This window comes from Nocardioides sp. T2.26MG-1, assembly GCF_950101795.1.
GTDB lineage: Bacteria > Actinomycetota > Actinomycetes > Propionibacteriales > Nocardioidaceae > Nocardioides.
In genome coordinates, this window is record NZ_CATNLZ010000012.1 from 265,757 (window position 1) to 288,418 (window position 22,662).

The window sequence follows — 22,662 nt, forward strand, 5'->3', positions numbered from 1 at the left end:
CAGAGTAGGGGCATGGGAGCGCTTCCACCTCCGCATTTCGCCCTCGACCACGTTGACCCGCCCGAAAGTTTCGGGCGGGTCAACGTGGTTCGACGAGCTCCAACAGGTCGGCGACGGAGTCGACCACCCGGGTCGGGCGGTAGGGGAAGGTCGCGACCTGCTCGGGGCGGGTGGAGCCGGTGGTCACCAGGATCGTGCGCAGCCCGGCCTCGAGGCCGCTGATGATGTCGGTGTCCATCCGGTCGCCCACCATCACGGTGGTCTCGGAGTGGGCCTCGAGCCGGTTGAGCGCGCTGCGCATCATCAGCGGGTTGGGCTTGCCGATGAAGTACGGCTGCCGTCCGGTCGCGGTGCTGATCAGCGCGGCGACCGAGCCGGTCGCGGGCAGCATGCCCTGCTGGCTGGGGCCGCTGACGTCGGGGTTGGTGGCGATGAAGCGGGCGCCGCCGTCGACCAGCCGGATCGCCCGGGTGATCGCCTCGAAGGAGTAGGTGCGGGTCTCCCCCAGCACCACGTAGTCGGGGTCGCGGTCGGTCATCACGTAGCCGATGTCGTGCAGCGCCGTGGTCAGGCCGGCCTCGCCGACGACGTACGCCGTGCCGTGCGGGCGCTGGTCGTCGAGGAACTGCGCGGTCGCCAGCGCCGAGGTCCAGATCGCGTCCTCGGGCACGTCGATGCCGCTGCCGAGCAGCCGCGCGCGCAGGTCGCGCGGGGTGAAGATCGAGTTGTTCGTCAGCACCAGGAACCGCCGCCCGGAGGCCTGCAGCGCCGAGATGAACTCCTGGGCGCCCGGGATCGGCACCTCCTCGTGGACGAGCACTCCGTCCATGTCGGTCAGCCAGGTCTCGATCGGGCGGGTGCTCATGGGCGCCATTGTCCCCGACCGGGGCGTCGCGACGTTCACCGCCGGGGCAGCAGCACCTCGATGCCGTCGGCGGGGTGGCCACCGGTCACCCGCCCGCCCAGGGCGCCGACCACCGAGGTCACCTGCGCGATCCGGTCCACCGGCTCGGTGCCGGCCGGCTCCTTGCCGCGGCCCTCGCACTCGACGTGGATGCGCAGGTGACCGCCCTCCTCGCCGTGGAACACGATGCGGACCGCGCCGGCCCCGCGGCGTACGACGTCGGCGAGCAGCAGGTCGGTGACGTGCTCGACCGGGCCGGGCGTGTAGGTGAGCGACAGGTCGCCCTCGGCGGCGGCGGTGAGCGACCGGTTGCGGACCCCGAGCCGGTCGGCCCAGCGCTGCGCGAGCTGGGTCGCCAGGTCGACCAGCGGCAGCTCCGAGCCGGCGACCAGGCTGCCACGCCGGGTCATGTCGACGAGCTCGGCGGCGACCGCCCCGACCTCCTCGACCGCGGCGAGGCTGCGCGCCGCCGAGGCCTGGACGTCGGCCGGCACGTCGTCGCGCAGCGTGAGGTCCTCCAGCTCGAGACGCAGGCCGGTCAGCGGGGTGCGCAGCACGTGCGACGCGTGCTCGGCGAAGTCGCGCTCACGGTGCACCCGGTCCTCGAGCTGGTTGGCGCTGGCACGCAGCGCGGTCGAGATGGCCCGCGCCTCCGGGATGCGGGTGCGGGGCAGCTCGAGGTCGAAGCGCCCGCGGCCGAGCGCCGCGGCGGCCACGGCCAGCCGCTGGAAGGGCGAGGAGAGTGCCGAGGCGATCAGGAAGCCCGCGATGCCGGCGACCACCGCGATCAGGACGAACAGGGCGGCGATCGAGCCGGTGTCACGGCCGACGATGTCGCGGATGACCTGCGGGGACTGGCTGAGGGTGACCTGGGCGTCGTCGAGCGCGATCGTCGTGGACAGGTCCTCGTCGGGGTCGTCGTGGCCGGCGTAGTCGGCGCCGCGGACCACCAGTGGCTTCTCCCCGTCCGGGTCGTACTCCAGACGGCTGTCCGGGCTGACCAGGCCGGAGAGGAACTCGGTGTCGATCGCGCCGCCCGCCGCCGACCGGTCGTCGACGATCGCCCCGATCAGCTCGAGCTCCTGGCGCAGGTGGGCGGCCTCCTGCTCCTGGATCAGGTCGCGGAGCACGTAGGAGCGGATCACCCCCGCGCCGAGGAGCAGCACGATGGTGAGGACGACGAACGCGATGGTCAGGCGTTCACGCATCGGTGGTGCCGCCCTCGAGGCGGAACCCCACGCCTCGAACGGCCACCACTCGGTCGGTCACGCCCACGCTCTCGAGCTTCTGGCGCAGCCGTCCGATGGTGACGTCCAGCGTCTTCGTCGAGCCGTACCAGTTCTCGTCCCACACGTCGGCCATCAGCCGGCCGCGGGAGACCACCTTGTCCCGGTTGGCGGCGAGGATGTTCAGCACCTCGAACTCCTTGCCCGTCAGCGGGACCTCCTCCTCGCCGGCGTACACCCGCCGGGCGTCCACGTCGATGCGCAGCCCGTCGGACTTGGCATCCTCGGCCGCGGCCGAGCTGGAGGAGGTACGGCGCAGCAGGGCACGCACGCGCGCCTGCAGCTCAGCCAGCCCGAACGGCTTGGCCAGATAGTCGTCGGCCCCGTAGTCGAGGCCCACCACCCGGTCCAGCTCGCCCGCGCGGGCGGTGACGATCATGATCGCCCCCTCGAACCCCGCCTCACGGGCACGGCGGCACACCTCGAGGCCGTCGATGTCCGGGAGGCCGAGATCGAGGATCACGACCTCCGGGGAGGTCGCCAGGGTGTCGAGGGCCTTCTGGCCGCTGTCCACCCACGAGACGTCGTAACCCTCGCGCTCCAGCGTCCGGACGAGGGGGAACGCGATGTCCTCCTCGTCCTCCACCACTAGAACTCGGTGCGCCATGGGAGCGAGCATAGGGCCCGAGGCACCCGCCCCGAGGACGGTACTCAACGTTCGTCCCCCTTCGTCTGGCCCGCAGTCGACGCGCACGAGGCGGCCTCCGGCCCGTCGGGCTGCTCCCGCGGCGCCGCCGCGGCCTCCCGTCGGCGCCGGATCTCGGCGCCGACGAGCAGCACGAGAACCGCGACGGCGCCGGCCAGCAGCACCCGGGTGACCGGGTGGAAGATCGCGAGGTAGAGGTAGCCGACCCACGGCAGCGTGTAGACGACCCGCGGCAGCGTCGCGCCGGGTGGGTCGAGCATCCACGGATCACGGGCCGGTTCGGCGTCGCCGCGGGTGACGATGCCCTGCGGTCCGATCCGGACGATCCGGTGTGTGACCAGCCCCTCGACGCCCGATGAGGCCGGCGGACGGTAGGTGATGACGTCGCCGCGGCGCAGGTCGCTCACGGGAACGTCGCGCTCGAAGACCACCGAGCCCCGCGAGATGCCGCCCTCGGCACCGGAGTCCATGGAGTCACCGGACATGACGTAGCGATCCAGGCCCAGCCCGATGGGCAGCAGCACCAGGATCGAGACCGGTCCGAGGATGACCACGAGCAAGACAAGGCGCCCCCACGGCGTCGACGCCGGGCGGTGCGGGGAGGTCGTGATCTCCATGGCCGAGTGCTTTCCGAGAGCGGGTCGGGAAAGGCCGTCCGCCCGGCGCTCCCCCCAACAGCGCCGGACAGACGCACTTCCGTGACGGGCGATCGGTCGGCGCTCCCCCCAGGCGCGCCGGACGAGTCGTCCAGATGAGGGTCGGACGCCGACACCGCGCTCCCCCCAGGCGCGCGGTGCCGGATGTCGTCCCCGACGGGTCGATCAGTGCCGGTATGGCCTCCTCAGCCGAAGGATCCTGACGAGCCAGGTGCGGAGTTCACCCACGTGTACGACGCCGACGCCGGCTCGCCCTGGTTGGCGAACGGGGCGTCGTCGGGCAGCGACACCGTGAACGTGAACGTGCTGGACCCGGCGGGCTCGACCGTGCCGACGTCCTGCGCGAGGTCGCTCATGGCGGCGAAGTCGCCGTCGTACAGCGTGCGGCCGTCCTGGTCGATGACCAGGTGCAGCCTCCCGTCCGCGAACGGCGCGGGGTCTCCGCTCTCCTGGAAGGAGAGCCTCGACGGCGTCCCACCCGCGTTGCGGATGGTCACGCTGCGGGACACGGACTCACCGGGCTCGATCTCACTGATGGTCAGCGTCGCGCCCTGGTGGTCGTCGGCCAGCAGCCGGATCCCGGAGGCTCCTGCGCTGGCGCTCGTCCACGGGACCCCCATCAACATGGCCAGCAAGCCGGCGCCGACGACACTGCCGACAGGGAGCATGAGCTTCCTGGCCGTGGTGGCGACTGTCGTCGTGGTCATGTCATCCCCTGGTGCTCCAGTGCTTCACCCTCAAGGTAGGCAGGCGCGCTCCACGCCCGGTGCACGTGATCCCCACGGAAGATCCACCGTTCGGTAACAGAAGCCGCCCCGGCGCAGGATCAGGACGGCTCGGCGAAGAGGTCGCCGTGCTCTGCGACCCGCTCGAGGACCTCCTCGAAGCGCAGCTGCCGCAGCTCCATCGGGTCGTCCGCGCCGGCCTCGACCTCGGCCCACGAGACGGGGGTCGCGACCGTCGGCAGCTCGCGCCCGCGCAGGGAGTACGGCGAGATCGTGGTCTTCGACCCGGAGTTCTGGGACCAGTCGAGGAAGACCTTGCCCGAGCGCCGCGCCTTGGTCATGGTCGCGGTGACCAGCGTGGGGTGCTCCCGCTGGAGGTCCTCGGCGACCTCCTTGGCCAGCGCGGTGGACTCGTCGGGGGGCAGCGGGTCCGGCAGGTCGGCGTACAGGTGCAGGCCCTTGCTGCCGCTGGTGACCGGCTTGGCGGCCACCCCCCGATCGGCGAGGTGCTCGCGCACCATCAGCGCCACCTGGCAGCACTCGTGGAGGCCGGCCGGCTCGCCGGGGTCGAGGTCGATGACGAGGCGGTCCGCGCCGCGGAGGTGCCCGTCCCGGTCGACGGTCCACTGGTGGACGTGCAGCTCGAGCGCGGCGAGGTTGACCAGCCAGGTGAGCGTCGCCAGGTCGTCGACGATCGGGAAGACCAGCGTGTCACTGCTCGACTGCGCCCGCGACCCGGTCGTCGGCACCGTCGCCGTCCGCACCCACGACGGCGTCCGCGCGGGCACGTTCTTCTCGAAGAAGCTGCCCTCCTGCACCCCGTGCGGCCACCGGATCCGGGTCACGCACCGGTCCTTGAGGTGCGGCAGCAGCACCGGCGCGACCTGGGCGTAGTAGTTGAGCACCTCACCCTTGGTGGTGCCGGTGCGCGGGTAGAGCACCTTGTGCAGGTTGCTGATCGTCAGGGTGCGGCCGTCGACCTCGACCCGGACGACGTCCTTGTCCGCGGCCATCAGCGGCCGATCGCGATCACGGGCCGGCGGTCCGGGTCGAGCCGGGCCATCAGCGCCTTGATGAACCATCGCGGGGCGCTGACGCAGCCGGCGGTCGCACCGGAGCCGTTGACGTGCAGGAAGATCCCCGAGCCGCGGTGGCGGACCTGGCCGGCGTTGAAGCCGGTGACGATCGACCACTCGTACTGCACCGGGTAGTCGGTGAGCCGCTCGGAGGAGTTGGGGTCGCTCGCCGGGAGCCGCCAGCGGAACCCGCCCTGGCTCTTGTTGCGGTAGCGGTTGTAGTAGTCGCTGGCGTTGTCCTGCACCCAGAAGTCCCCGGCGCGGATCCTGCGGTAGGGCAGGTCCCGGTCGGGCCTCGCGCGGTGGGTGCCGAAGGCCCAGGGCAGGTCGTAGGTGCCCAGCGGCGTGGTCCCGGTCCCCTGCCGGCGGCGCTGCCCGGCGACCAGGCCGCCGTACCCGATCCGGCCGTCGGCCGCCTGCAGGCGCCGCTCCCAGCGCCCGTCGCGCTGGACCCACCAGATGACGCGGGCCCGGTGCCCCCTCGTGTGGTTCACGGTGACCACCTGGGTGGTGCCGTCCCGCAGGCGTACGTCGACGCCGTCGAGCCGGACCTCGGCCCGCGCGGCCCGCGCGGCCGCCTGGGCGGGTGCGGGGCCGAGGGGCGCGGCGAGGAGGGTCGCGGCCAGGACGAGCAGCGGCTTCTTCACAGGTCCTCCGGGGTCAGGTCGGAGCGGACGCCCTGGAACGAGGGCTGACGCAGCCGCTCGTACCCGCGTCCGTGGGTGTCGATGTCCACCACGAGCACCGGCTCGAGCCAGTGCGTCCCGCGCGCGTCGACGGCGGGCACCTCGTCGGCGAACGGGCTGTCGGCGCGGCCGAGGCCGGCCACGAGCTCGGCCAGCGCCCGGCCCTGCTTGGGGCCGATGCCGCTGCCCACCCGGCCCCGGTAGAGCAGCCCGCCGGGGCCCGGCTCGCCGACGAGCAGCGCCGCGAGCCGGTCGGTGGTGCCCTCCTGGGGCCGCCAGCCGCCCACGACGTACGAGAGCCGGTGCCGGTGGGCGAACTTCTGCCAGTGCGGCGAGCGCTCGCCGAACCCGTAGCGGGAGCTCCGGCGCTTGCTCACGATGCCCTCGAAGCCCTGCTGAAGGGTCGCGTCGAACAGCATCGGCCCGTCGTCATACGCGGCCGGGACCTGCCAGGTCCCGTCGAGGCCGAGCCCCACGAGCAGCTCGCGGCGTACGTCGAGCGGCTCACCGGTCAGGTCACGCCCATCAAGCCTCAGGAGGTCGAAGACCATGTAGGTCGCCGGCACCTCACGCGAGAGCCGGGCCGCGGTGGCCGCCTTGCGCACGTGCATGCGCTCCTGGAGCGTGCGGAAGTCGGGCAGTCCCCGCCCGTTGAGCGCGATGATCTCGCCGTCGACCAGCAGGTCCCGGCCGCCGAGCGGGCTGGTCGAGAGCTCCGGCCAGGCGATCGTGATCGCGTTCTCGTTGCGGCTGGTCATCCGCAGCACCCCGTCGGCGACCTCGGTCAGGGCCCGGACGCCGTCCCACTTCACCTCGTGCGTCCAGGCCTCACCGGTCGGCACGTGCCGGCCGGGGGTGGCGAGCATGGGGCGCATGCCGACATCATGCCCGGATGCTGTCGCCACCCGAGACCTACGCCGTGATCGGAGCGGGGCCCTCCGGGCTCGCCGCGGCCCGCAACCTCCAGCGCTTCGGCCTCCCCTGGGCCGGCTACGAGCTGGCGTCCGGGGTCGGCGGCCTGTGGGACATCGACGGCCCGCGGAGCACCGTGTACGAGTCCGCGCACCTGATCTCGTCGAAGCGGACCACGGAGTTCGCGGAGTTCCCGATGCGCGAGGACGTCGCCGACTACCCCTCCCACCGCGAGCTGCTCGCCTACTTCCGCGACTTCGCGGCCGCGCACGACCTGGCCTCGGGGTACTCCTTCGGCACCGAGGTCGTCGAGGCCCGCCCGTCGGGTGCCGGCGGGTGGGTCGTCGTCAGCCAGGGCCCGGCCGGGCTGCGCGAGCAGCGGCACGCCGGCGTCCTGGTCGCCAACGGCACGCTGAGCGAGCCGTCGGTGCCGTCGTTCGAGGGCGGCTTCGACGGCGAGCTGTTCCACACCAGTGCCTACAAGTCGCCGACGGTGTTCGCCGGCAAGCGGGTGCTGATCATCGGTGCCGGCAACTCCGGCTGCGACATCGCGGTCGACGCCGTGCACCACGCCGCGTCCGTCGACATCTCCGTGCGCCGCGGCTACTACTTCGTCCCGAAGTACCTGTTCGGCAAGCCCGCCGACACCCTCGACCAGGGCCGGCCGCTGCCGCCCCGGATCAAGCAGGCGATCGACTCACGGGTCCTGCGGCTGTTCACCGGCGACCCGGTGCGGTTCGGGTTCCCGAAGCCCGACTACAGGATCTACGAGTCGCACCCGATCGTGAACTCGCTGGTCCTGCACCACCTCGGCCACGGCGACCTCGCGGTCCGGCCGGACGTCGCGCGGCTGGACGGGGACGGCGTGGTGTTCCGGGACGGCTCGCGCTCGCCGTACGACGTCGTGGTGCTGGCCACCGGCTACCACCTGCACTACCCGTTCCTCGACCCGGCGCTGCTGCGGTGGGCCGGGCGCGGCAGCGCGCCGGACCTCTACCTCAACGTGTTCACCCAGGAGGACCCGAACCTGTTCGTGCTCGGCATGATCGAGGCGTCCGGCATCGGCTGGCAGGGCCGCTACGAGCAGGCCGAGCTGGTGGCGGCGTACCTCCGGGCGCGCACGACCGCACCGGACGCCGCCCGCGCGCTGGAGGAGCGGGTCGCGGGTCCGCGGCCGGACCTCACCGGCGGCTACCACTACCTCGGGCTCGAGCGCATGTCGTACTACGTCAACAAGGACGCCTACCGGCATGCTGTGCGGACCGAGATCGAGCGCCTCGGGCAGACCCCGGGAGGCCCCTCGTGACCACGCTCCTCGCCGGCGTGACCGCACTGGTCACCCCGCTCGCCGCCGACCTCGACGACATCCACCTCGACTTCGACGCGAGCTCGCTGACGTTCCTCAAGATCGTGATCGCGCTGATCCTGTTCGGCGTCGCGCTCGACACGAAGGTCGACGACTTCGTCGCGGTCGGCCGCCGGCCGGTACCGGTGCTGATCGGCGTGGTCGCCCAGTTCGTCTGCCTCCCGGCGCTCACGCTGCTGCTGACGATCGTCCTCGACGTGCGCGGCTCGGTGGCGCTCGGCATGATCCTGGTCGCCTGCTGCCCGCCCGGCAACATCTCCAACATCCTCACCCACCGCGCCGGCGGCGACGTCGCGCTCTCGGTGTCGATCACCGCGGTCAGCAACGTGCTGACGATCGTGATGCTGCCGCTGAGCGTGGCGTTCTGGGGCGGGCTGTCCCCCGCCGGCGACGACCTGCTGCACTCGGTCGACCTCGACCCGCTGAAGACGTTCGCCGAGGTCGCCCTCGTGATCGGGCTGCCGTTCGTCGCGGGGCTGGCGATCACCCGGCTCTGGCCGCGGGTCGGCGACCGGGCCCACCGGGTGGTCGGGCCGGTGTCTTTCGTGCTGCTATTCGCGATCATCGCGCTCGGCTTCAGCGCCAACGTCGACGTCTTCAAGGGCTACATCACGCTGATCCTGCTCGCCGTGTTCCTGCAGAACGCGATGGCGCTCGCGCTCGGGTACGCCGTCGCGCGCGGCGCCCGGCTGCCGTCGCGCAGCCGCAAGGCGATGACGTTCGAGGTGGGCGTGCGGAACACCGGCCTGGGCCTGCTGCTCGTGTTCGACTACTTCGACGGGCTGGGCGGCATGGCGCTCGTTGCCGCGTGGTGGGGCATCTACGACATCATCGTCGGGCTGGTCGTCGCGCAGCTGTGGCGGCGGCGTACCGCCGACCGGGACCGGGAGCGGGTGGTGGCATGAGGGCGGTCCCTGAGGAGGTTGCGCAGCAACCGTCTCGAAGGGTCCTGGTCACCGGGGGCAGCGGCTTCCTCGGCCGCTCCGTGGTCGCCGGCCTCGCCGCCGCCGGACACGACGTCGTCAGCGCGGACCTGCGCGAGCCGGCCGCCCCGACGCCCGGCGTCCGACACGTGGTCATGGACGTCACCGACGCGGCCAGGGTCGGCGAGGTGATCGGCGAGGCGCGGCCCGAGGTCGTCGTGCACCTCGCCTCGATCGTCACGCCCGGACCCGGCTCGACCCGCGAGCTCCAGCGGGCCGTCGACGTCGACGGGTCGCGGCACGTGCTCGACGCCTGCATCGAGCACGGCGTGCGCCGCGTGGTCGTGTCGTCGAGCGGAGCGGCGTACGGCTACCACCCCGACAACCCCGCCTGGATCACCGAGGACCAGCCGCTGCGCGGCAACGAGGAGTTCGCCTACAGCCACCACAAGCGGCTGGTCGAGGAGATGCTGACCGAGCTCAGAGGGGCGTACCCCGAGCTCGAGCAGGTGGTGCTGCGGATCGGCACGATCCTCGGCGCGACCGTGGACAACCAGATCACCGCACTGTTCGAGCGCAAGCGCCTGCTGCGGATCCGCGGCTCGGAGTCGCCGTTCGTGTTCATCTGGGACACCGACGTCGTCGCGATCATCGAGCAGGCGGTGACCGGCCCCGTGACCGGCGTGTTCAACGTGGCCGGCGACGGCGCCGTCACGATCGATGAGGTCGCGGCGCTGCTGGAGAAGCCGGTGCTGACGGTCCCCGAGCCCGTGCTGCGGGCCGCCCTGGCGATCGGCTCGCGGCTCGGTCTGACGGCGTACGGACCGGAGCAGACGAGGTTCCTGCAGTACCGCCCGGTGCTCGACAACACGCGTCTGAAGACCGTTTTCGGGTACATCCCCACCCGTACGTCCCGCCAGGCGTTCGATGATTGGCGGGGCGCTCGCCGGTCATACTGACCGTTACTGGACTGTTGTCGGTGCAACCAGAGAGCGCGCGGCAGCGTGGCGCCGTAGGCGACACGCTCGCGCCAGGAGAGGAGCCCCCATGCGTGCGATCTGGAAGGGCGCGGTGTCCTTCGGGCTGGTCAGTGTGCCCGTGAAGCTGTACGCCGCCACCGAGTCCCACGACGTGTCGTTCCGGCAGGTGCACGCGAAGGACGGCGGGCGGATCAAGTACCAGCGGGTGTGCTCGCTCGACGGCGAGGAGGTGCCGTACGCCGACATCGCCAAGGGCTACGAGACCGAGGACGGCGAGATGGTGATCCTCACCGACGACGACCTCGCTGAGCTGCCCTCGACGTCCTCGCGCGAGATCGCGGTGGAGAAGTTCGTCCCCTCCGACCAGATCGACCCGATGCTGTTCGAGAAGTCCTACTACCTCGAGCCCGAGAAGTCCGGCGCCAAGCCCTACGCCCTGCTGCGCCAGGCGCTGCTCGACGCCGACCGGATGGCGGTCGTGACCGTGGCGCTGCGCCAGCGCACCACGGTGGCGGTGCTGCGCGTGCGCGACTCCGCAAACGGCCAGGTGATCGTGCTGCAGACGATGATGTGGCCCGACGAGATCCGCACCCCCGACTTCTCCGTCGAGACCGGCGAGGTCAAGCCGGCCGAGGTCAAGATGGCCAACATGCTGGTCGAGACGCTGGCCGGCGACTTCGAGCCGTCGGACTTCGCCGACGACTACGCCGAGGCCGTCGAGGCCGTGGTCAAGGCCAAGATCGAGGGCGGCGAGGTCAAGCGCACCGCCACGTCGACCAAGTCCTCCGGCGAGGTCGTCGACCTGCTCGCCGCGCTCCAGCGCTCCGTCGACGCCGCGAAGTCCGCGCGCGGCGAGGCACCGGCCGACGAGGGTGAGGACGAGGCCGAGCCCGCGAAGAAGGCGCCCGCCAAGAAGGCGGCGCGCAAGAGCACCACGGCCAAGAAGACCCCGGCCAAGAAGGCACCCGCGAAGAAGGCCGCCGCGAAGAAGACCGCGAGCAAGAAGACCGCGGCCCGCAAGGCCAGCTGAACGGATCTCGGCCGTCGTGTCGAGATCGGGGGCGCTCGTCCGACGTCCGGGTGACCACACCACCCGATCACAGGAGACGACGATGCGCTACATCACGTTCGTGAAGATGGCCGAGGACATCGGCGACCCGCCGCCCGAGCTCGCCGAGGCGATGGGCAAGGAGATGGGCCAGGCCCTCGCCGCCGGCACCCTGCTCGAGGCCGGCGGCCTGTCGGGCATGCGCGACAGCACCGAGATCCACCTCCGCGGTGGCTCCATCACCCAGGTCGACGGGCCCTACGCGGAGGGCAAGGAGGTCGCCGGCGGCTACGCGATCACCGAGGTGCGCAGCCACGACGAGGCCGTCGAGGGAGCCCGCCGGGTGCTCGAGCTGCACCAGCAGTACTGGCCCGGCTGGGAGGGCTCGGTCGAGATCCGGCAGATGTTCACCGCACCGGGCCAGTGACGGGCCAGTGACCCGTCCGCCGGCGGACCCTCCCACCAGCGCGGCGATCACCGCCGTCTGGCGGCAGGAGTCCGTGCGGCTCGTGGCGGCCCTGGCCCGGATGACACGCGACGTCGACCTGGCCGAGGACCTCGCCCAGGACGCCCTGGTCGCGGCCCTCGAGCAGTGGCCCGACCGGGGCGTCCCCGGCAACCCCGGCGCCTGGCTGACGGCGGTCGCGAAGCGCCGGGCGATCGACCAGTTCCGGCGCAACGACACCCTGCGCCGGCGTACCGCCGAGCTCGCGCACGGACTCGAGGAGACGGTGATGCCCGACCTCGACGGCGCCGTCGACCACATCGAGGACGACGTGCTGCGGCTGGCGTTCCTCTGCTGCCACTCGGCGCTGCCGCCGGAGTCGCGGACGGCGCTGACGCTGCGGCTGGTCGGTGGCCTCACGACCGCCGAGATCGCCCGCGCCTACCTGGTCAGGGAGACGACCATGGGTCAGCGGATCTCGCGGGCCAAGCGGCTGCTCGCGCAGAGCGGGGCGTCGATGGACCCGCCGACCGGACGCGAGCGCGAGGAGCGGCTGGCCGACGTGATGGCGGTCGTCTACCTGATCTTCAACGAGGGGTACGTCGCCACCGCGGGCGCGGACTGGACCCGCCCGGAGCTGTGCCTGGAGGCGATGCGGCTGGCCCGGATGCTCAGCGCGCTGGTGCCCGACGACCCGGAGGTGCTCGGGCTGCAGGCGCTGCTGGAGCTCCAGGGGTCGCGGTTGGCCGCCCGCCGGGCCGACGACGGCACCACGGTGCTGCTCGAGGCCCAGGACCGGAGCCGCTGGGACCGACTGCTGGTCCGCCGCGGGCTCCGGGCGCTCGACCGGGCCGAGACGCTCGCACGGGGCGGGCGGCCGGTCGGCGGCTACGTCCTGCAGGCGTCGATCGCGGCCTGCCACGCCCGCGCGTCCCGGGCCGAGGACACCGACTGGACCGAGATCGCGCGGCTGTACGACGTGCTCGCCTACGCCGCACCCGGCCCCGTGGTCGAGGTGAACCGCGCGGTCGCCCACGGGCGCGCCTTCGGGCCCGACGTCGGGCTCGCCGTGCTCGACGCGGTGGCGGACGCTCCGGCGTTCGCCGGCTCACCCGTGCCCGGCGCCGTCCGGGGTGACCTCCTCGAGCTGGCCGGCCGGCACGACGCCGCCGCGGCGGCCTTCCGCGAGGCCGCGACGCGCAGCCACAACGCCGACGAGCGGCGGCTGCTGCGCCGCCGCGCCGATGAGAACGCCCACCGATCCGACCCGACACCGTCCCCCACCGAAGGAGCAGCCCGATGAGCCAGCACATCCCCGGCGAGCCGATCTGGATCGAGCTCTTCACCCCCGACGTCGAGGGCGCGAAGGCGTTCTACCCCGGCCTGTTCGGCTGGACCGCCCGCGACTCCGGCCCCGAGTACGGCGGCTACGTGACGTTCGAGCGCGACGGCGAGCAGGTCGCCGGGTGCATGCGCAACGACCGCGGCGGCGTCAGCGCCTGGAACGTCTACCTCGAGAGCAACGACGCCGCCGACACCGTCGCGATGGCCCGGGCCAACGGCGGACAGGTGCTCGTGGACGCCATGCAGGTCGGCGACCTCGGCCACATGGCGATGGTGACCGACCCGGCCGGCGCGCCGGTCGGGGTCTGGCAGCCGCTCGACATGCCCGGCTTCGCGGTGCGTGGCGAGGTCGGGGCGCCCGCGTGGTTCGAGGTGCTCAGCGACGACTACGACGCGGTGATCCCGTTCTACGAGAACGTCTTCGGCTGGACCACCCACACGATGAGCGACACCCCCGGCTTCCGCTACACCACGCTCGGCAAGGACGACGGCGCCCGCGCCGGGGTCATGGACGCCCGTGAGCTGCTCGCCGGCAGTCCCTCCCACTGGCAGTTCTACGTCCAGGTCCCCGACACCGACGCCGCGATCGCGACCGCGGTCGAGCTCGGCGGCTCGCAGGTGATCCCCGCCGACGACTCGCCCTTCGGGCGGCTGGCCTCGATCGCCGACCCGAGCGGGATCACGTTCCTCGTGATGGGTCCGAGGTCGAGCTGACCCGGGCCGCCTCGGAGTCGGGGAACATCTTGTCGAAGCGGTGGAACAGCCAGTCGCTGACGCGCGGCGCCAGGATGTTGACCAGCTCGCCGACGTCGCCGGCGCGGGTGTTTGACGGTCACCGGGCGGTCCTCGAGCGCGCGCAGCACGCGGGCGGCCGCCCGCTCCGGGCTGGCGCCGCGACCGGCGTACGCCTCGGTCGGCGCCGACATCGCGGTGCGGATCAGCGAGAACCGGATGTTGGTGAACGTGACGCCGTCGCCGTAGGTCTCGCGGCCGGCGATCCGGCTCCACGTGTCCAGCGCGGACTTGGAGGCGAGGTAGGCGCTGAACTTCGGCGCCTTCATCTGCACGCCCCAGCTCAGCACGTTGACGACGTGCCCGAAGCCCTGCGCGCGCATCGCGGGCAGCAGGCCCATCGTCAGCCGCACCGGGCCGAAGTAGTTGATCGCCATCGTGCGCTCGAAGTCGTGGAACCGGTCCTGGGTCAGCTCCAACGAGCGGCGGATCGACCGGCCCGCGTTGTTGACCAGGTAGTCGACCGCACCGTGCTCCTCGAGCGCCCGGGCGACGAGCGCGTCGACGGCGTCGCCGTCGGTCAGGTCGCAGGAGTACGCCGCCGCACGGCCGCCCGCGTCCTCGATCGCGCGACGGACCCGGTCGAGCTCGTCGGCGCGGCGCGCGACCAGCAGCACGGTCGCGCCGGCACGGCCGACCGCGAGCGCCGTGGCCTCGCCGATGCCCGAGGACGCGCCGGTGACCAGCACGGTCCGGCCGGCCAGCGGGCTGGGCAGGCCGAGCGGGCGGCCGACGATCCGGCGTATCCGCGCGACGGGTGACTGGAGGAGCAGGGCCATCAGCGTGCGTCCCCGGCGAGCAGCGGCCAGGGCCGGGCCGCCTCGAGCTGGGCGGACAGCGAGAACAGCGTGACCTCGTCGTCGGTCCGCCCGACCAGCTGCACCGCGACCGGCAGCCCGTCGGCCGCGACACCGCAGGGCACCGACGCGGCGGGGTTGCCCGCGACGTTCCAGATCGCGGCGTAGCTGATCGCCGGCATCGAGCGCAGCGACGCCCGCACGGTGCCGACGCCATCGAGCCGGCCGACCGGTGGCGGCCGGTGCGCGATCGCGGGGGTGAGCAGCACGTCGAGTCCTTGGGGGCCCTGGAAGACCCGGTTGGCCTTGGCGGAGACCTGCTCGGTGACGCGCAGGGCCCGGTCGATGACCTTGGGCGTCACCCAGGAGCCGAGCCGGTAGGTCTCGCGGGTGCGCCGCTCGAGCCGCTCGAAGTGCTCGACCTGGTCGGCCTCGGCGCGGATGCCGGCGAAGAACTGGGGCACGAACGCCGCCGTCGGATCGGGGTAGCGCGGGTCGACCTCGCGGACGTCGTGGCCGAGGTCGGCGAGCAGCCGGGCGGTGTCCTCGACCGCGCGCACGTGCACCGGGTCTGGGCGCACCCCGAGGGTCACCGGCTTGGTCGACCAGCCGAGGCGCAGGCGCCCCGGCTCGCGCCGGGCGGCGGCCACGAACGGCTCGTCGCCGCCGGCGGTGTAGAGGTCGCCCTCGACGTTGCCGCGGATCGCGTCGTACACCAGCGCGCTGTCCACCACGCTGCGGGTGAGCGGTCCGGCGGTGCCGAGCGCCCACCACAGGTGCGGGTGCGGCGCCGTGGTCACCCGGCCTCGCTGCGGCTTGAGCCCGAAGAGCCCGCAGCTCGCGCTCGGGATCCGGATCGAGCCGCCGCCGTCGCCGCCCAGGCCGGCCGGGACCATCCCGGCCGCGACCGCGGCCGCGGTGCCACCACTGGAGCCGCCGGGCGTGCGGGACGGGTCCCAGGGGTTGCGGGTCACGCCGCGCGAGGAGGACTCGGTGAACGGGAACGCGCCGAACTCCGGCATGGTCGTCTTCGCGACGATCACCGCACCGGCCGCGCGGAGGCGGCGTACGACCTCGGCGTCGGCGGCGGCCGGGGTCGAGTTGGCGTCGCCACCGAACGTCGTGACCGTGCCGGCGACGTCGATCTCCTCCTTGATCACGAGGGGTACGCCGTGCAGCGGCCCGGCGGGTTCGCCGGCCGCGAGCGCCGCGTCGCGCTCCTGCGCCTCGGCGATCGCCTCGTCGACGAGCAGCCGGGAGATCGCGTTGAGCGCGCGGTCGCGCTGGTCGATGCGGCCCAGCGCCTGCTCGACCACGCCCCGGGCGGAGATCTCTCCCTCGGTCACCAGTCGTGCTGTCTCGGCCACTCCGGCGCGCGCAAGGTCCGTCACAGCACCGGAGGCTAGCGGCTCCCGGGACGCGAGGCGGTGGGAGCAAGCGGACACACCGTCCGTCTGACGTCGTGGGCCGGTGCGCCATCCCCGGCCTGCCGGCACCCGGCGACGGGTCAGCGCGATCGGCTACATGTCGACGCCGATGAACACCGGGTCGCCGCCCTTCGTGGTCAGCGGACCCAGCAGCGCGCAGTGCCCGGAGGGCACCTCGCAGTCGTACACCCGGGCGGGGTGCCCGTAGACGGCCGCCAGGACCGAGCCGTCGGTGTCGATCGCGAAGAACGTCGCCTTCTGGTCCAGCACGATCGGGGCGCCGCCGTCGGTCGACTCCAGGCGGCTCGACCAGCCCAGGACGTGACCGCCGTCGTAGGTGAGCTGGGCGTCGATCGCGCCCTTCACCAGGCGGTACGCCGAGGCGCCCGGGCCGGTCGGTCGCGGCCCGTCGTACAGCAGGACGCCGTTGCGGACGTCGGCGACCCGGGTCTGCGGGCCGGCGACCTCCTCGACCCGGTCGGCAACCGTGTCCCACACCGTGGTGCCGGCGTCGGTGCGCAGGAACACCATGCGGTCGTCGATCGCGTCGACGACGGTCCCGCTGGGCACGCTGCGGCTGGCCAGGAGCTCACCGCTGTCGAGGTCGCGGACCCGCACCACGAGGTCGCCGTCGAGGACAGCGCCGTACGCCGTGACCGCGCCGGTCGAGTCGACCTTGGCCGTCGGGTGCTGGCCGGTGCGGGCGGCGTCGGGCTCGAGGTCGGTGACGTCGCCCGACTCCGCGAGGAGCCGCGGCACGCCGTGGGCGTAGAACAGCACCCCCGCCGGGGTCGCCATGGCGTCCGTGTCGAGGTACTCCAGCCGGTCGGCGGGGAACTCCCGGCCACCGAGGTGGATGACGTACCCGGGGTCGGCGTACGCGCGCAGCCCCTGGCTGAAGTCGAGCGGGCCGACCGGGTCGATCCCCCGCTCACCACCATCGCTCCCGCCACCGCCGAGCGCGAGCACGCCCACGACGACGGCCGCCACCGTCACCGCGGCCAACCCGGCGACGGCTCCCTGCCGGCCGCGCCGCAGCCGCCGGCCGCGACCGCGCACCGCGTCGAGGTCTCCGACCGGCGGCGTGAGGTGGTCGAGGCGCTCGTGCAGGACGTCGCGCAGGTCGGTGCTCATCACTGGTCTCCCTGGAGGGCGTCCGCCGAGCGGCGGAGGTTGGTGAGGGCGGCGGACGCCTGCGACTTCACGGTCCCGCGGCTGCAGCCGAGCACGTCGGCGATCTGCTCCTCGGAGAGGTCCTCGTAGTAGCGCAGCACCACGACGGCGCGCTGCCGCACCGGCAGGCCGAGCACCGCGGACCAGACCGCGTCGCGCTCGACCAGGCCCAGCTCGGGGCCGTCGTGGCTGCCGGGCGGCTCGGTGTCCGCCTGGGGCCGCTCACGCTTCCACCAGCCCCCGCGGCGGGTGCCGAGGATCTCGTTGACCACCATCCGGCGCACGTACGCCTCGGGGTGGTCGGTGGAGCTCACGTGCCCCCAGCGCGCGAACGCGCGGGCATACGCCGCCTGCAGCGCGTCCTCGGCCGAGCCCGCGTCGCCGGCGACGGCGTACGCCGTGCGGAACAGCCGCGGCCACGTGGCCCGGAAGAACTCGTCGAACCCTTCCGGCCCGTCCGTCACCGATGCCTCCGAGGTCCCCGCGTCGGCCCGAGCCGCAAGTGCGTCCATACCCTCCAGATGCACCGGGGGCGGTCGCCGGTTGTCCCAGGCGCCGATCTGTCTCAGCCGGTCGCCAGCAGCCCCCGCACCACCCGCAGCCCGACCGAGAGCCGCGCGAGGTCGGCGGCGTCGTCGGCGCAGATCTCCTCGAGCGTCGCGGCCGCCCGCGACACCATCACCTCGTCGTCCTCCTCCCAGGCGGCGATCCGCACCGGTGCGGGGTCGTCCGGGGACGTGCTCGCCAGCACCTGGGCGGTCAGCTGGGTGTGCACGTCGTGGAGGTCGTCGCGCAGCGACGCCCGGGCCATGGTCTGCCAGCGGTCGTCGCGCGGCAGGCCGAGGATCCGGTGCACGAGCGCCGAGAGCCCGAGCCGCTCCCCCAGCGCGAAGTGCACCCGGGCCACGTCCGTCGGCTCCAGCGACGCCCGAGCCGCGACCTCGACGACACCGAGCAGCGTGTACGCCGGCGGGAGCACCGCCACGCGGCTCGCGAGGTCCGCGGAGACACCCTCGGCCTCGAGGCGCGCGCGCCGATCCTGGTACGCCGCGAGCTCGCGGCCGGTCATCAGGTCGGGCAGCTGCGCCATGGTCTTCTGGACCGGGCCGGAGAACTGGTCGACGGTCCGCTGGCTGTCCAGCGGCGGGCGCCGGTTGTTGACCAGCCAGCGCGAGGCCCGCTCCACGAGCGTGCGCATCTCCAGGCGCATCCGGGTCTGCACGGCGGCGTCGAGCTGGTTGTCCAGGGAGGCCAGCTCCTCACGCAGCGGCAGCGAGCCGAAGATCTCGCGGGCCACGAAGTTGGCCCGGGTCAGCTCCGCCCCGGTCGCCCCGGTCTCGCCCGACAGCCGCGGCCAGAACGTGATGCCGGCGCCGTTGACCAGGTCGTTGACGACCTGGGTGACGATGATCTCGCGGCGCAGCGGGTGCTGGTGGATCTGCGGCCCGAAGCCCTTCTGGACCTGCCGCGGGAAGTAGAGCCGCAGGTCCTGGTCGCAGTAGGGGTCGTCGGGCAGGTCGGAGGCGAGCAGCTCCTCGGCCAGCGCGATCTTGGTCCAGGCGAGCAGCACGGAGTGCTCCGGCGTGGTCAGCCCGGCACCCCGGTCGAGCCGGCGGCGCACCTCCCGGCTGTCCGGCAGGCCCTCGAGCTTGCGGCTGATCAGGCCGTCGTGCTCGAGCTTGCGCATCCAGTCCTCGTGGACGTGCAGCATCGGCCCGCTGTTGGCGGCCGCGTTGGCGAGCGCGAGGTTCTGCTCGTAGTTGTCGCGCAGGACCAGGTGGGCGACCTCGTCGGTCATCTGCGCGAGCAGCGTGTTGCGCTGCTCCTCGGTGAGGTCTCCGGCCTTGACGACCCGGTCGAGCAGGATCTTGAGGTTCACCTCGTGGTCGGAGGTGTCGACACCGGCGGAGTTGTCGATGAAGTCGGTGTTGATCCGGCCGCCGATCCCGCTGTCGGCGCCGCTCGGCCCGCCCTCCTGGGCGTACTCGATGCGGCCGAGCTGGGTGAAGCCGAGGTTGCCGCCCTCGCCGACGCAGCGGGCCCGCAGCTCGCGGCCGTCGACACGGATGCCGTCGTTGGCCTTGTCGCCGGCGTCGGCGTTGGTCTCGGTGGACGCCTTCACGTAGGTGCCGATGCCGCCGTTCCAGAGCAGGTCGACCGGCGCGAGCAGGATCGCCCGCATCAGCTCGGCGGGGGTCATCGACTCCACGCCGGCGGCGATGCCGAGGGCGTGGCGCACCGCGTCGTTGAGCGGGATCTTCTTCAGCGTGCGTGGGAAGACCCCGCCGCCCTCGGAGATCAGCGAGCGGTCGTAGTCCTGCCAGCTCGAGCGCGGCAGCTCGAACAGCCGCTTGCGCTCGGCGTACGACGTCGCCGCGTCGGGAGTCGGGTCGAGGAAGATGTCGCGGTGGTCGAAGGCCGCCACCAGCCGGGTGTGCTCGGAGCAGAGCATGCCGTTGCCGAACACGTCGCCGGACATGTCGCCGATGCCGACGCAGGTGAAGTCCTCGGTCTGGCAGTCGATGCCGCGCTCGCGGAAGTGGCGCTGGACCGCGACCCACGCGCCGCGGGCCGTGATGCCCATCGCCTTGTGGTCGTAGCCCACCGAGCCACCGCTCGCGAACGCGTCACCGAGCCAGAAGCCGTAGTCCTTGGCCACGCCGTTGGCGATGTCGGAGAACGTCGCGGTGCCCTTGTCGGCGGCCACCACCAGGTAGGAGTCGTCGCCGTCGTGGCGCACGACCTGCTCCGGGGGCACCGTCCGGCCGTCGACGAGGTTGTCGGTGATGTCGAGCAGCCCGGAGATGAACGTCTTGTAGCAGGCGACGCCCTCGGCCAGCCAGGCGTCGCGATCCGACGGGTCCGGGAGCTGCTTGCAGAAGAACCCGCCCTTCGCACCCACCGGCACGATCACGGTGTTCTTCACCATCTGCGCCTTGACCAGGCCCAGCACCTCGGTGCGGAAGTCGTCGCGCCGGTCCGACCAGCGCAGCCCGCCGCGGGCCACGGCGCCGAAGCGCAGGTGCACGCCCTCGACCCGCGGCGAGTACACGAAGATCTCGAACCGCGGCCGCGGCTCGGGGAGGTCGGGGACGCCGGACGGGTCCAGCTTGAACGAGATGTAGGAGCGCACCCCGCCCTCGTGGGGCGTCTGGAAGTAGTTGGTGCGCAGCGTGGCCCGGATGTGCGCGAGGTAGGAGCGCAGGATCCGGTCGTGGTCGAGGCTGGCGACGTCGTCGAGGGCACGGACGATCTTCTCCTCCACGTCCGCGGCCCGGTCGCGGTCGGCGGACGGGTCGAAGCGGATCTCGAAGAGCAGCACCAGCAGTCGGGTGATGTCGACGTTGTTGCGCAGCGCCTCGTGGATGTAGTCGAGCGCGAACGGCGCATTGCCCTGCCGCATGTACTTCGCGTAGGCCCGCAGCACGGTCGCCTGGCGCCACGTGAGACCGGCGCCCAGGACCAGCGAGTTGAACCCGTCGATCTCGTTGTGGCCGTCCCAGACCGCCCGGATCGCGTCCTGGAAGAGCTCGCGCGAGTTGTCGGGCAGGGCCTTGTCGTAGCGCAGCCCGAACTCGTAGATGTACGTCGGCCGCTCCAGCCCGTCGAGCTCGTAGGGCCGCTCGTCGACCACCTCGACGCCCATCGAGGAGAGCATCGGCAGCACCTCCGAGAGCGACAGCGGCGGCCCGATCCGGAACACCTTGAGCCGCGCCTGGCCCTGCCCGGCGTCCAGGTCCTGGTAGAGCGAGAGGTCGATCGCGGCCCCGCCCTCCCCGACCGGCATCGCCTCGAGGCGGCCCAGGTCCATGGCCCCGATCCGGGGCCCGAAGTCCTCCTTGTAGGCCTCGGGGAACGAGTCCTCGTAGCGCCGGATCATCCAGGCGCCCAGCTCCTCGCCGTACTCCTCGACCACGGCGGTCACGAAGTCGTCGCGCCACGAGCGGGACGCGTCGGTGAGCCGCCGCTCCAGGTCGGCGGTCTCGACGTCGTGGATCGACGCCCCCTTGGGCGGGTGCACCACGAAGTGCACGCGGGCGGTCGTCGACTCGGTCAGCCGCACGGTGAACTCCACCGAGTCGCCGCCGAGGCTCTCGCGCAGGATCTCGGAGAACCGCTCGCGGACCGCGGTGTTGTAGCGGTCGCGGGGCAGGTAGACGAGCACCGAGACGTAGCGCCCGTAGGTGTCGCGCCGGATGAACATCTTCAGCTGGCGACGCTCGCGCGCGTGCATCGCGGCCTCGGCCATCGGCGCGAGCTCGTCGACGGAGGTGTGGAACAGCTCGTCGCGCGGGTAGGTCTCGAGCGTGTCCATCAGGGCCTTGCCGTCGTGGCTCTGCGGCGAGAAGCCGATGCGCTTGAGGACGGCGGCGGCGCGGTCGCGCAGCATCGGGATCCGGGTCAGCGACTCGGTGTAGGCGGCGCTGGAGAACAGCCCGAGGAACCGGCGTTCGCCGACCACCTCGCCGTTCTCGAACTTCTTCACGCCGACGTAGTCGAGGTACGCCGGGCGGTGCACCGTCGAGCGCGAGTTGGCCTTGGTGAGCACGAGGAGGGTCTTCTCCCGCGCCTTCGCGGCCGCCTGGGGCGGCAGCTTGCCCGAGGAGGTCGACATGTCCTGGTCGGGGCGCAGGATCCCGAGGCCGGTGCCCGGCACGCCGCGGAGGTGCTCGCCATCGTCCTGGAGCTGGAGCCGGTACTCGCGGTAGCCGAGGAACGTGAAGTGGTCCTCGGCGAGCCACTGGAGCAGGTCGCGCGCCTCGCGGGCCTCCTCGGGGTCGACCGCCTCGGGCGGCTCGACGGTCAGCTCGTGGACGATGTCGGCGACCTGGGCGTGCATCTTCGACCAGTCCTCGACCGACTCGCGCACGTCGCGCAGCACCCGCTGGATCGCGTCCTCGATCTGCCCGACGTCATCGCCCTCGGGGACCCGGTCGATCTCGACGTGCATCCACGACTCGCGGGCGAACTCGCGGCCGGACCAGCCCAGCTCCTCCGCGTCGTCGTCGACCGGACGCACCTCGCGCAGCGCGCCGGTGATGTCGCGGACGACGTCGAAGAGCGGGTGCACGACGACGTGCACGTCGCGGAGCTGGCGCGAGAGCTCCATGGTCAGGGAGTCCACGAGGAACGGCATGTCGTCGACCACGACCTCGACGACCGAGCGCCGCGACGCCGACCATCCGTCGTCCACCGGACCGGGGGTGGACACCCGCACCCGGGCGGTGCCCTGGGGCCGCTGGCCCGCGAGCCGGTAGTGCGACAGGAAGGCGCCGTACAGGTCGGCGTCGGAGCGGTCCCCCACGTCCTCGGGCGCGACGTGGCGGTAGTAGGTCCGGATCAGCTCGGCGACGCTCGCGCGCGGCGGGTCGCCCGGATCGTCGGTGTCCCCCGACTGTTTCTGGGCCAGGGCGATCGCCCCGGCCAGCAGCTCGGACAGGTCCTGCTCACGCGTCGTCGTTGACACGGGACCGAC

The 22,662-nt window shown here is 72.6% G+C and carries 19 protein-coding genes and 1 pseudogene; 7 read left to right on the top strand and 13 right to left on the bottom strand.

The features are described 5' to 3' along the window. Nucleotides 1-79: 79 nt before the first annotated feature. The 8 genes from QQZ14_RS11045 to QQZ14_RS11080 form a co-directional block, all read right to left on the bottom strand. The gene (locus QQZ14_RS11045; RefSeq protein WP_446740487.1) at nt 80-874 is read right to left on the bottom strand and encodes an HAD-IIA family hydrolase; all 795 of its coding nucleotides are present in this window, start codon (nt 872-874) and stop codon (nt 80-82) included. Between the two features lie 26 nt (nt 875-900). Continuing rightward, nucleotides 901-2,112: a hypothetical protein gene (locus tag QQZ14_RS11050; protein WP_284534326.1), complete on the bottom strand. Its 1,212-nt coding sequence runs from the start codon at nt 2,110-2,112 to the stop codon at nt 901-903. Further along, complete coding sequence (locus QQZ14_RS11055; RefSeq protein WP_284534327.1) at nt 2,105-2,797, bottom strand: response regulator transcription factor; 693 nt, start codon at nt 2,795-2,797, stop codon at nt 2,105-2,107. The genes QQZ14_RS11050 and QQZ14_RS11055 overlap by 8 nt, the downstream gene beginning before the upstream one ends. 44 nt (nt 2,798-2,841) lie before the next feature. Beyond that, the gene (locus QQZ14_RS11060) at nt 2,842-3,453 is read right to left on the bottom strand and encodes a hypothetical protein (protein WP_284534328.1); all 612 of its coding nucleotides are present in this window, start codon (nt 3,451-3,453) and stop codon (nt 2,842-2,844) included. Between the two features lie 224 nt (nt 3,454-3,677). Then, nucleotides 3,678-4,199 (bottom strand): hypothetical protein, encoded by a 522-nt coding sequence (locus QQZ14_RS11065; RefSeq protein WP_284534329.1) that lies wholly within the window; start codon nt 4,197-4,199, stop codon nt 3,678-3,680. 119 nt (nt 4,200-4,318) lie between these two features. Beyond that, on the bottom strand, nt 4,319-5,230 hold the full coding sequence (gene ligD, locus QQZ14_RS11070; RefSeq protein WP_284534330.1) for a non-homologous end-joining DNA ligase: 912 nt from the start codon (nt 5,228-5,230) through the stop codon (nt 4,319-4,321). Beyond that, nucleotides 5,230-5,940 (bottom strand): L,D-transpeptidase family protein, encoded by a 711-nt coding sequence (locus QQZ14_RS11075; RefSeq protein ID WP_284534332.1) that lies wholly within the window; start codon nt 5,938-5,940, stop codon nt 5,230-5,232. Before QQZ14_RS11075 ends, ligD begins: the two co-directional genes overlap by 1 nt. Next, nucleotides 5,937-6,854 carry an ATP-dependent DNA ligase gene (locus QQZ14_RS11080; RefSeq protein WP_284534333.1) on the bottom strand — a complete coding sequence of 306 codons (918 nt, stop codon included), beginning with the start codon at nt 6,852-6,854 and terminating at the stop codon, nt 5,937-5,939. The genes QQZ14_RS11075 and QQZ14_RS11080 overlap by 4 nt, the downstream gene beginning before the upstream one ends. Nucleotides 6,855-6,871: 17 nt before the next feature. Between QQZ14_RS11080 and QQZ14_RS11085 the strand changes: the two genes are divergently transcribed. From QQZ14_RS11085 to QQZ14_RS11115, 7 genes are all read left to right on the top strand, one after another. Next, the gene (locus QQZ14_RS11085; RefSeq protein ID WP_284534334.1) at nt 6,872-8,197 is read left to right on the top strand and encodes a flavin-containing monooxygenase; all 1,326 of its coding nucleotides are present in this window, start codon (nt 6,872-6,874) and stop codon (nt 8,195-8,197) included. Then, nucleotides 8,194-9,162: a bile acid:sodium symporter family protein gene (locus tag QQZ14_RS11090; RefSeq protein ID WP_284534335.1), complete on the top strand. Its 969-nt coding sequence runs from the start codon at nt 8,194-8,196 to the stop codon at nt 9,160-9,162. Before QQZ14_RS11085 ends, QQZ14_RS11090 begins: the two co-directional genes overlap by 4 nt. Then, nucleotides 9,159-10,139, top strand: coding sequence for an SDR family oxidoreductase (locus QQZ14_RS11095; protein WP_284534336.1), 981 nt, complete (start codon nt 9,159-9,161; stop codon nt 10,137-10,139). The genes QQZ14_RS11090 and QQZ14_RS11095 overlap by 4 nt, the downstream gene beginning before the upstream one ends. Before the next feature lie 88 nt (nt 10,140-10,227). Continuing rightward, nucleotides 10,228-11,190 (top strand): non-homologous end joining protein Ku, encoded by a 963-nt coding sequence (ku, locus tag QQZ14_RS11100; protein ID WP_284534337.1) that lies wholly within the window; start codon nt 10,228-10,230, stop codon nt 11,188-11,190. 82 nt (nt 11,191-11,272) lie between these two features. Beyond that, nucleotides 11,273-11,635: a YciI family protein gene (locus QQZ14_RS11105; protein ID WP_284534338.1), complete on the top strand. Its 363-nt coding sequence runs from the start codon at nt 11,273-11,275 to the stop codon at nt 11,633-11,635. 7 nt (nt 11,636-11,642) lie between these two features. Next, the gene (locus QQZ14_RS11110; protein WP_284534339.1) at nt 11,643-12,956 is read left to right on the top strand and encodes an RNA polymerase sigma factor; all 1,314 of its coding nucleotides are present in this window, start codon (nt 11,643-11,645) and stop codon (nt 12,954-12,956) included. Further along, nucleotides 12,953-13,711: a VOC family protein gene (locus tag QQZ14_RS11115; protein ID WP_284534340.1), complete on the top strand. Its 759-nt coding sequence runs from the start codon at nt 12,953-12,955 to the stop codon at nt 13,709-13,711. The genes QQZ14_RS11110 and QQZ14_RS11115 overlap by 4 nt, the downstream gene beginning before the upstream one ends. A 254-nt stretch (nt 13,712-13,965) precedes the next feature. Here QQZ14_RS11115 and QQZ14_RS11120 read toward each other — a convergent pair. The 5 genes and pseudogenes from QQZ14_RS11120 to QQZ14_RS11140 form a co-directional block, all read right to left on the bottom strand. Continuing rightward, nucleotides 13,966-14,568 (bottom strand): annotated as a pseudogene (locus QQZ14_RS11120) (SDR family NAD(P)-dependent oxidoreductase); the annotation flags it as partial. Beyond that, the gene (locus QQZ14_RS11125; RefSeq protein ID WP_284534341.1) at nt 14,568-15,977 is read right to left on the bottom strand and encodes an amidase; all 1,410 of its coding nucleotides are present in this window, start codon (nt 15,975-15,977) and stop codon (nt 14,568-14,570) included. The gene QQZ14_RS11125 and the pseudogene QQZ14_RS11120, both read right to left, overlap by 1 nt. Before the next feature lie 129 nt (nt 15,978-16,106). Continuing rightward, nucleotides 16,107-17,147 carry a hypothetical protein gene (locus tag QQZ14_RS11130; protein ID WP_284534342.1) on the bottom strand — a complete coding sequence of 347 codons (1,041 nt, stop codon included), beginning with the start codon at nt 17,145-17,147 and terminating at the stop codon, nt 16,107-16,109. Then, nucleotides 17,147-17,650, bottom strand: coding sequence for a SigE family RNA polymerase sigma factor (locus QQZ14_RS11135; RefSeq protein WP_284534344.1), 504 nt, complete (start codon nt 17,648-17,650; stop codon nt 17,147-17,149). The genes QQZ14_RS11130 and QQZ14_RS11135 overlap by 1 nt, the downstream gene beginning before the upstream one ends. A 101-nt stretch (nt 17,651-17,751) precedes the next feature. Further along, the gene (locus QQZ14_RS11140) at nt 17,752-22,653 is read right to left on the bottom strand and encodes an NAD-glutamate dehydrogenase (protein WP_284534345.1); all 4,902 of its coding nucleotides are present in this window, start codon (nt 22,651-22,653) and stop codon (nt 17,752-17,754) included. Nucleotides 22,654-22,662: the final 9 nt, after the last annotated feature.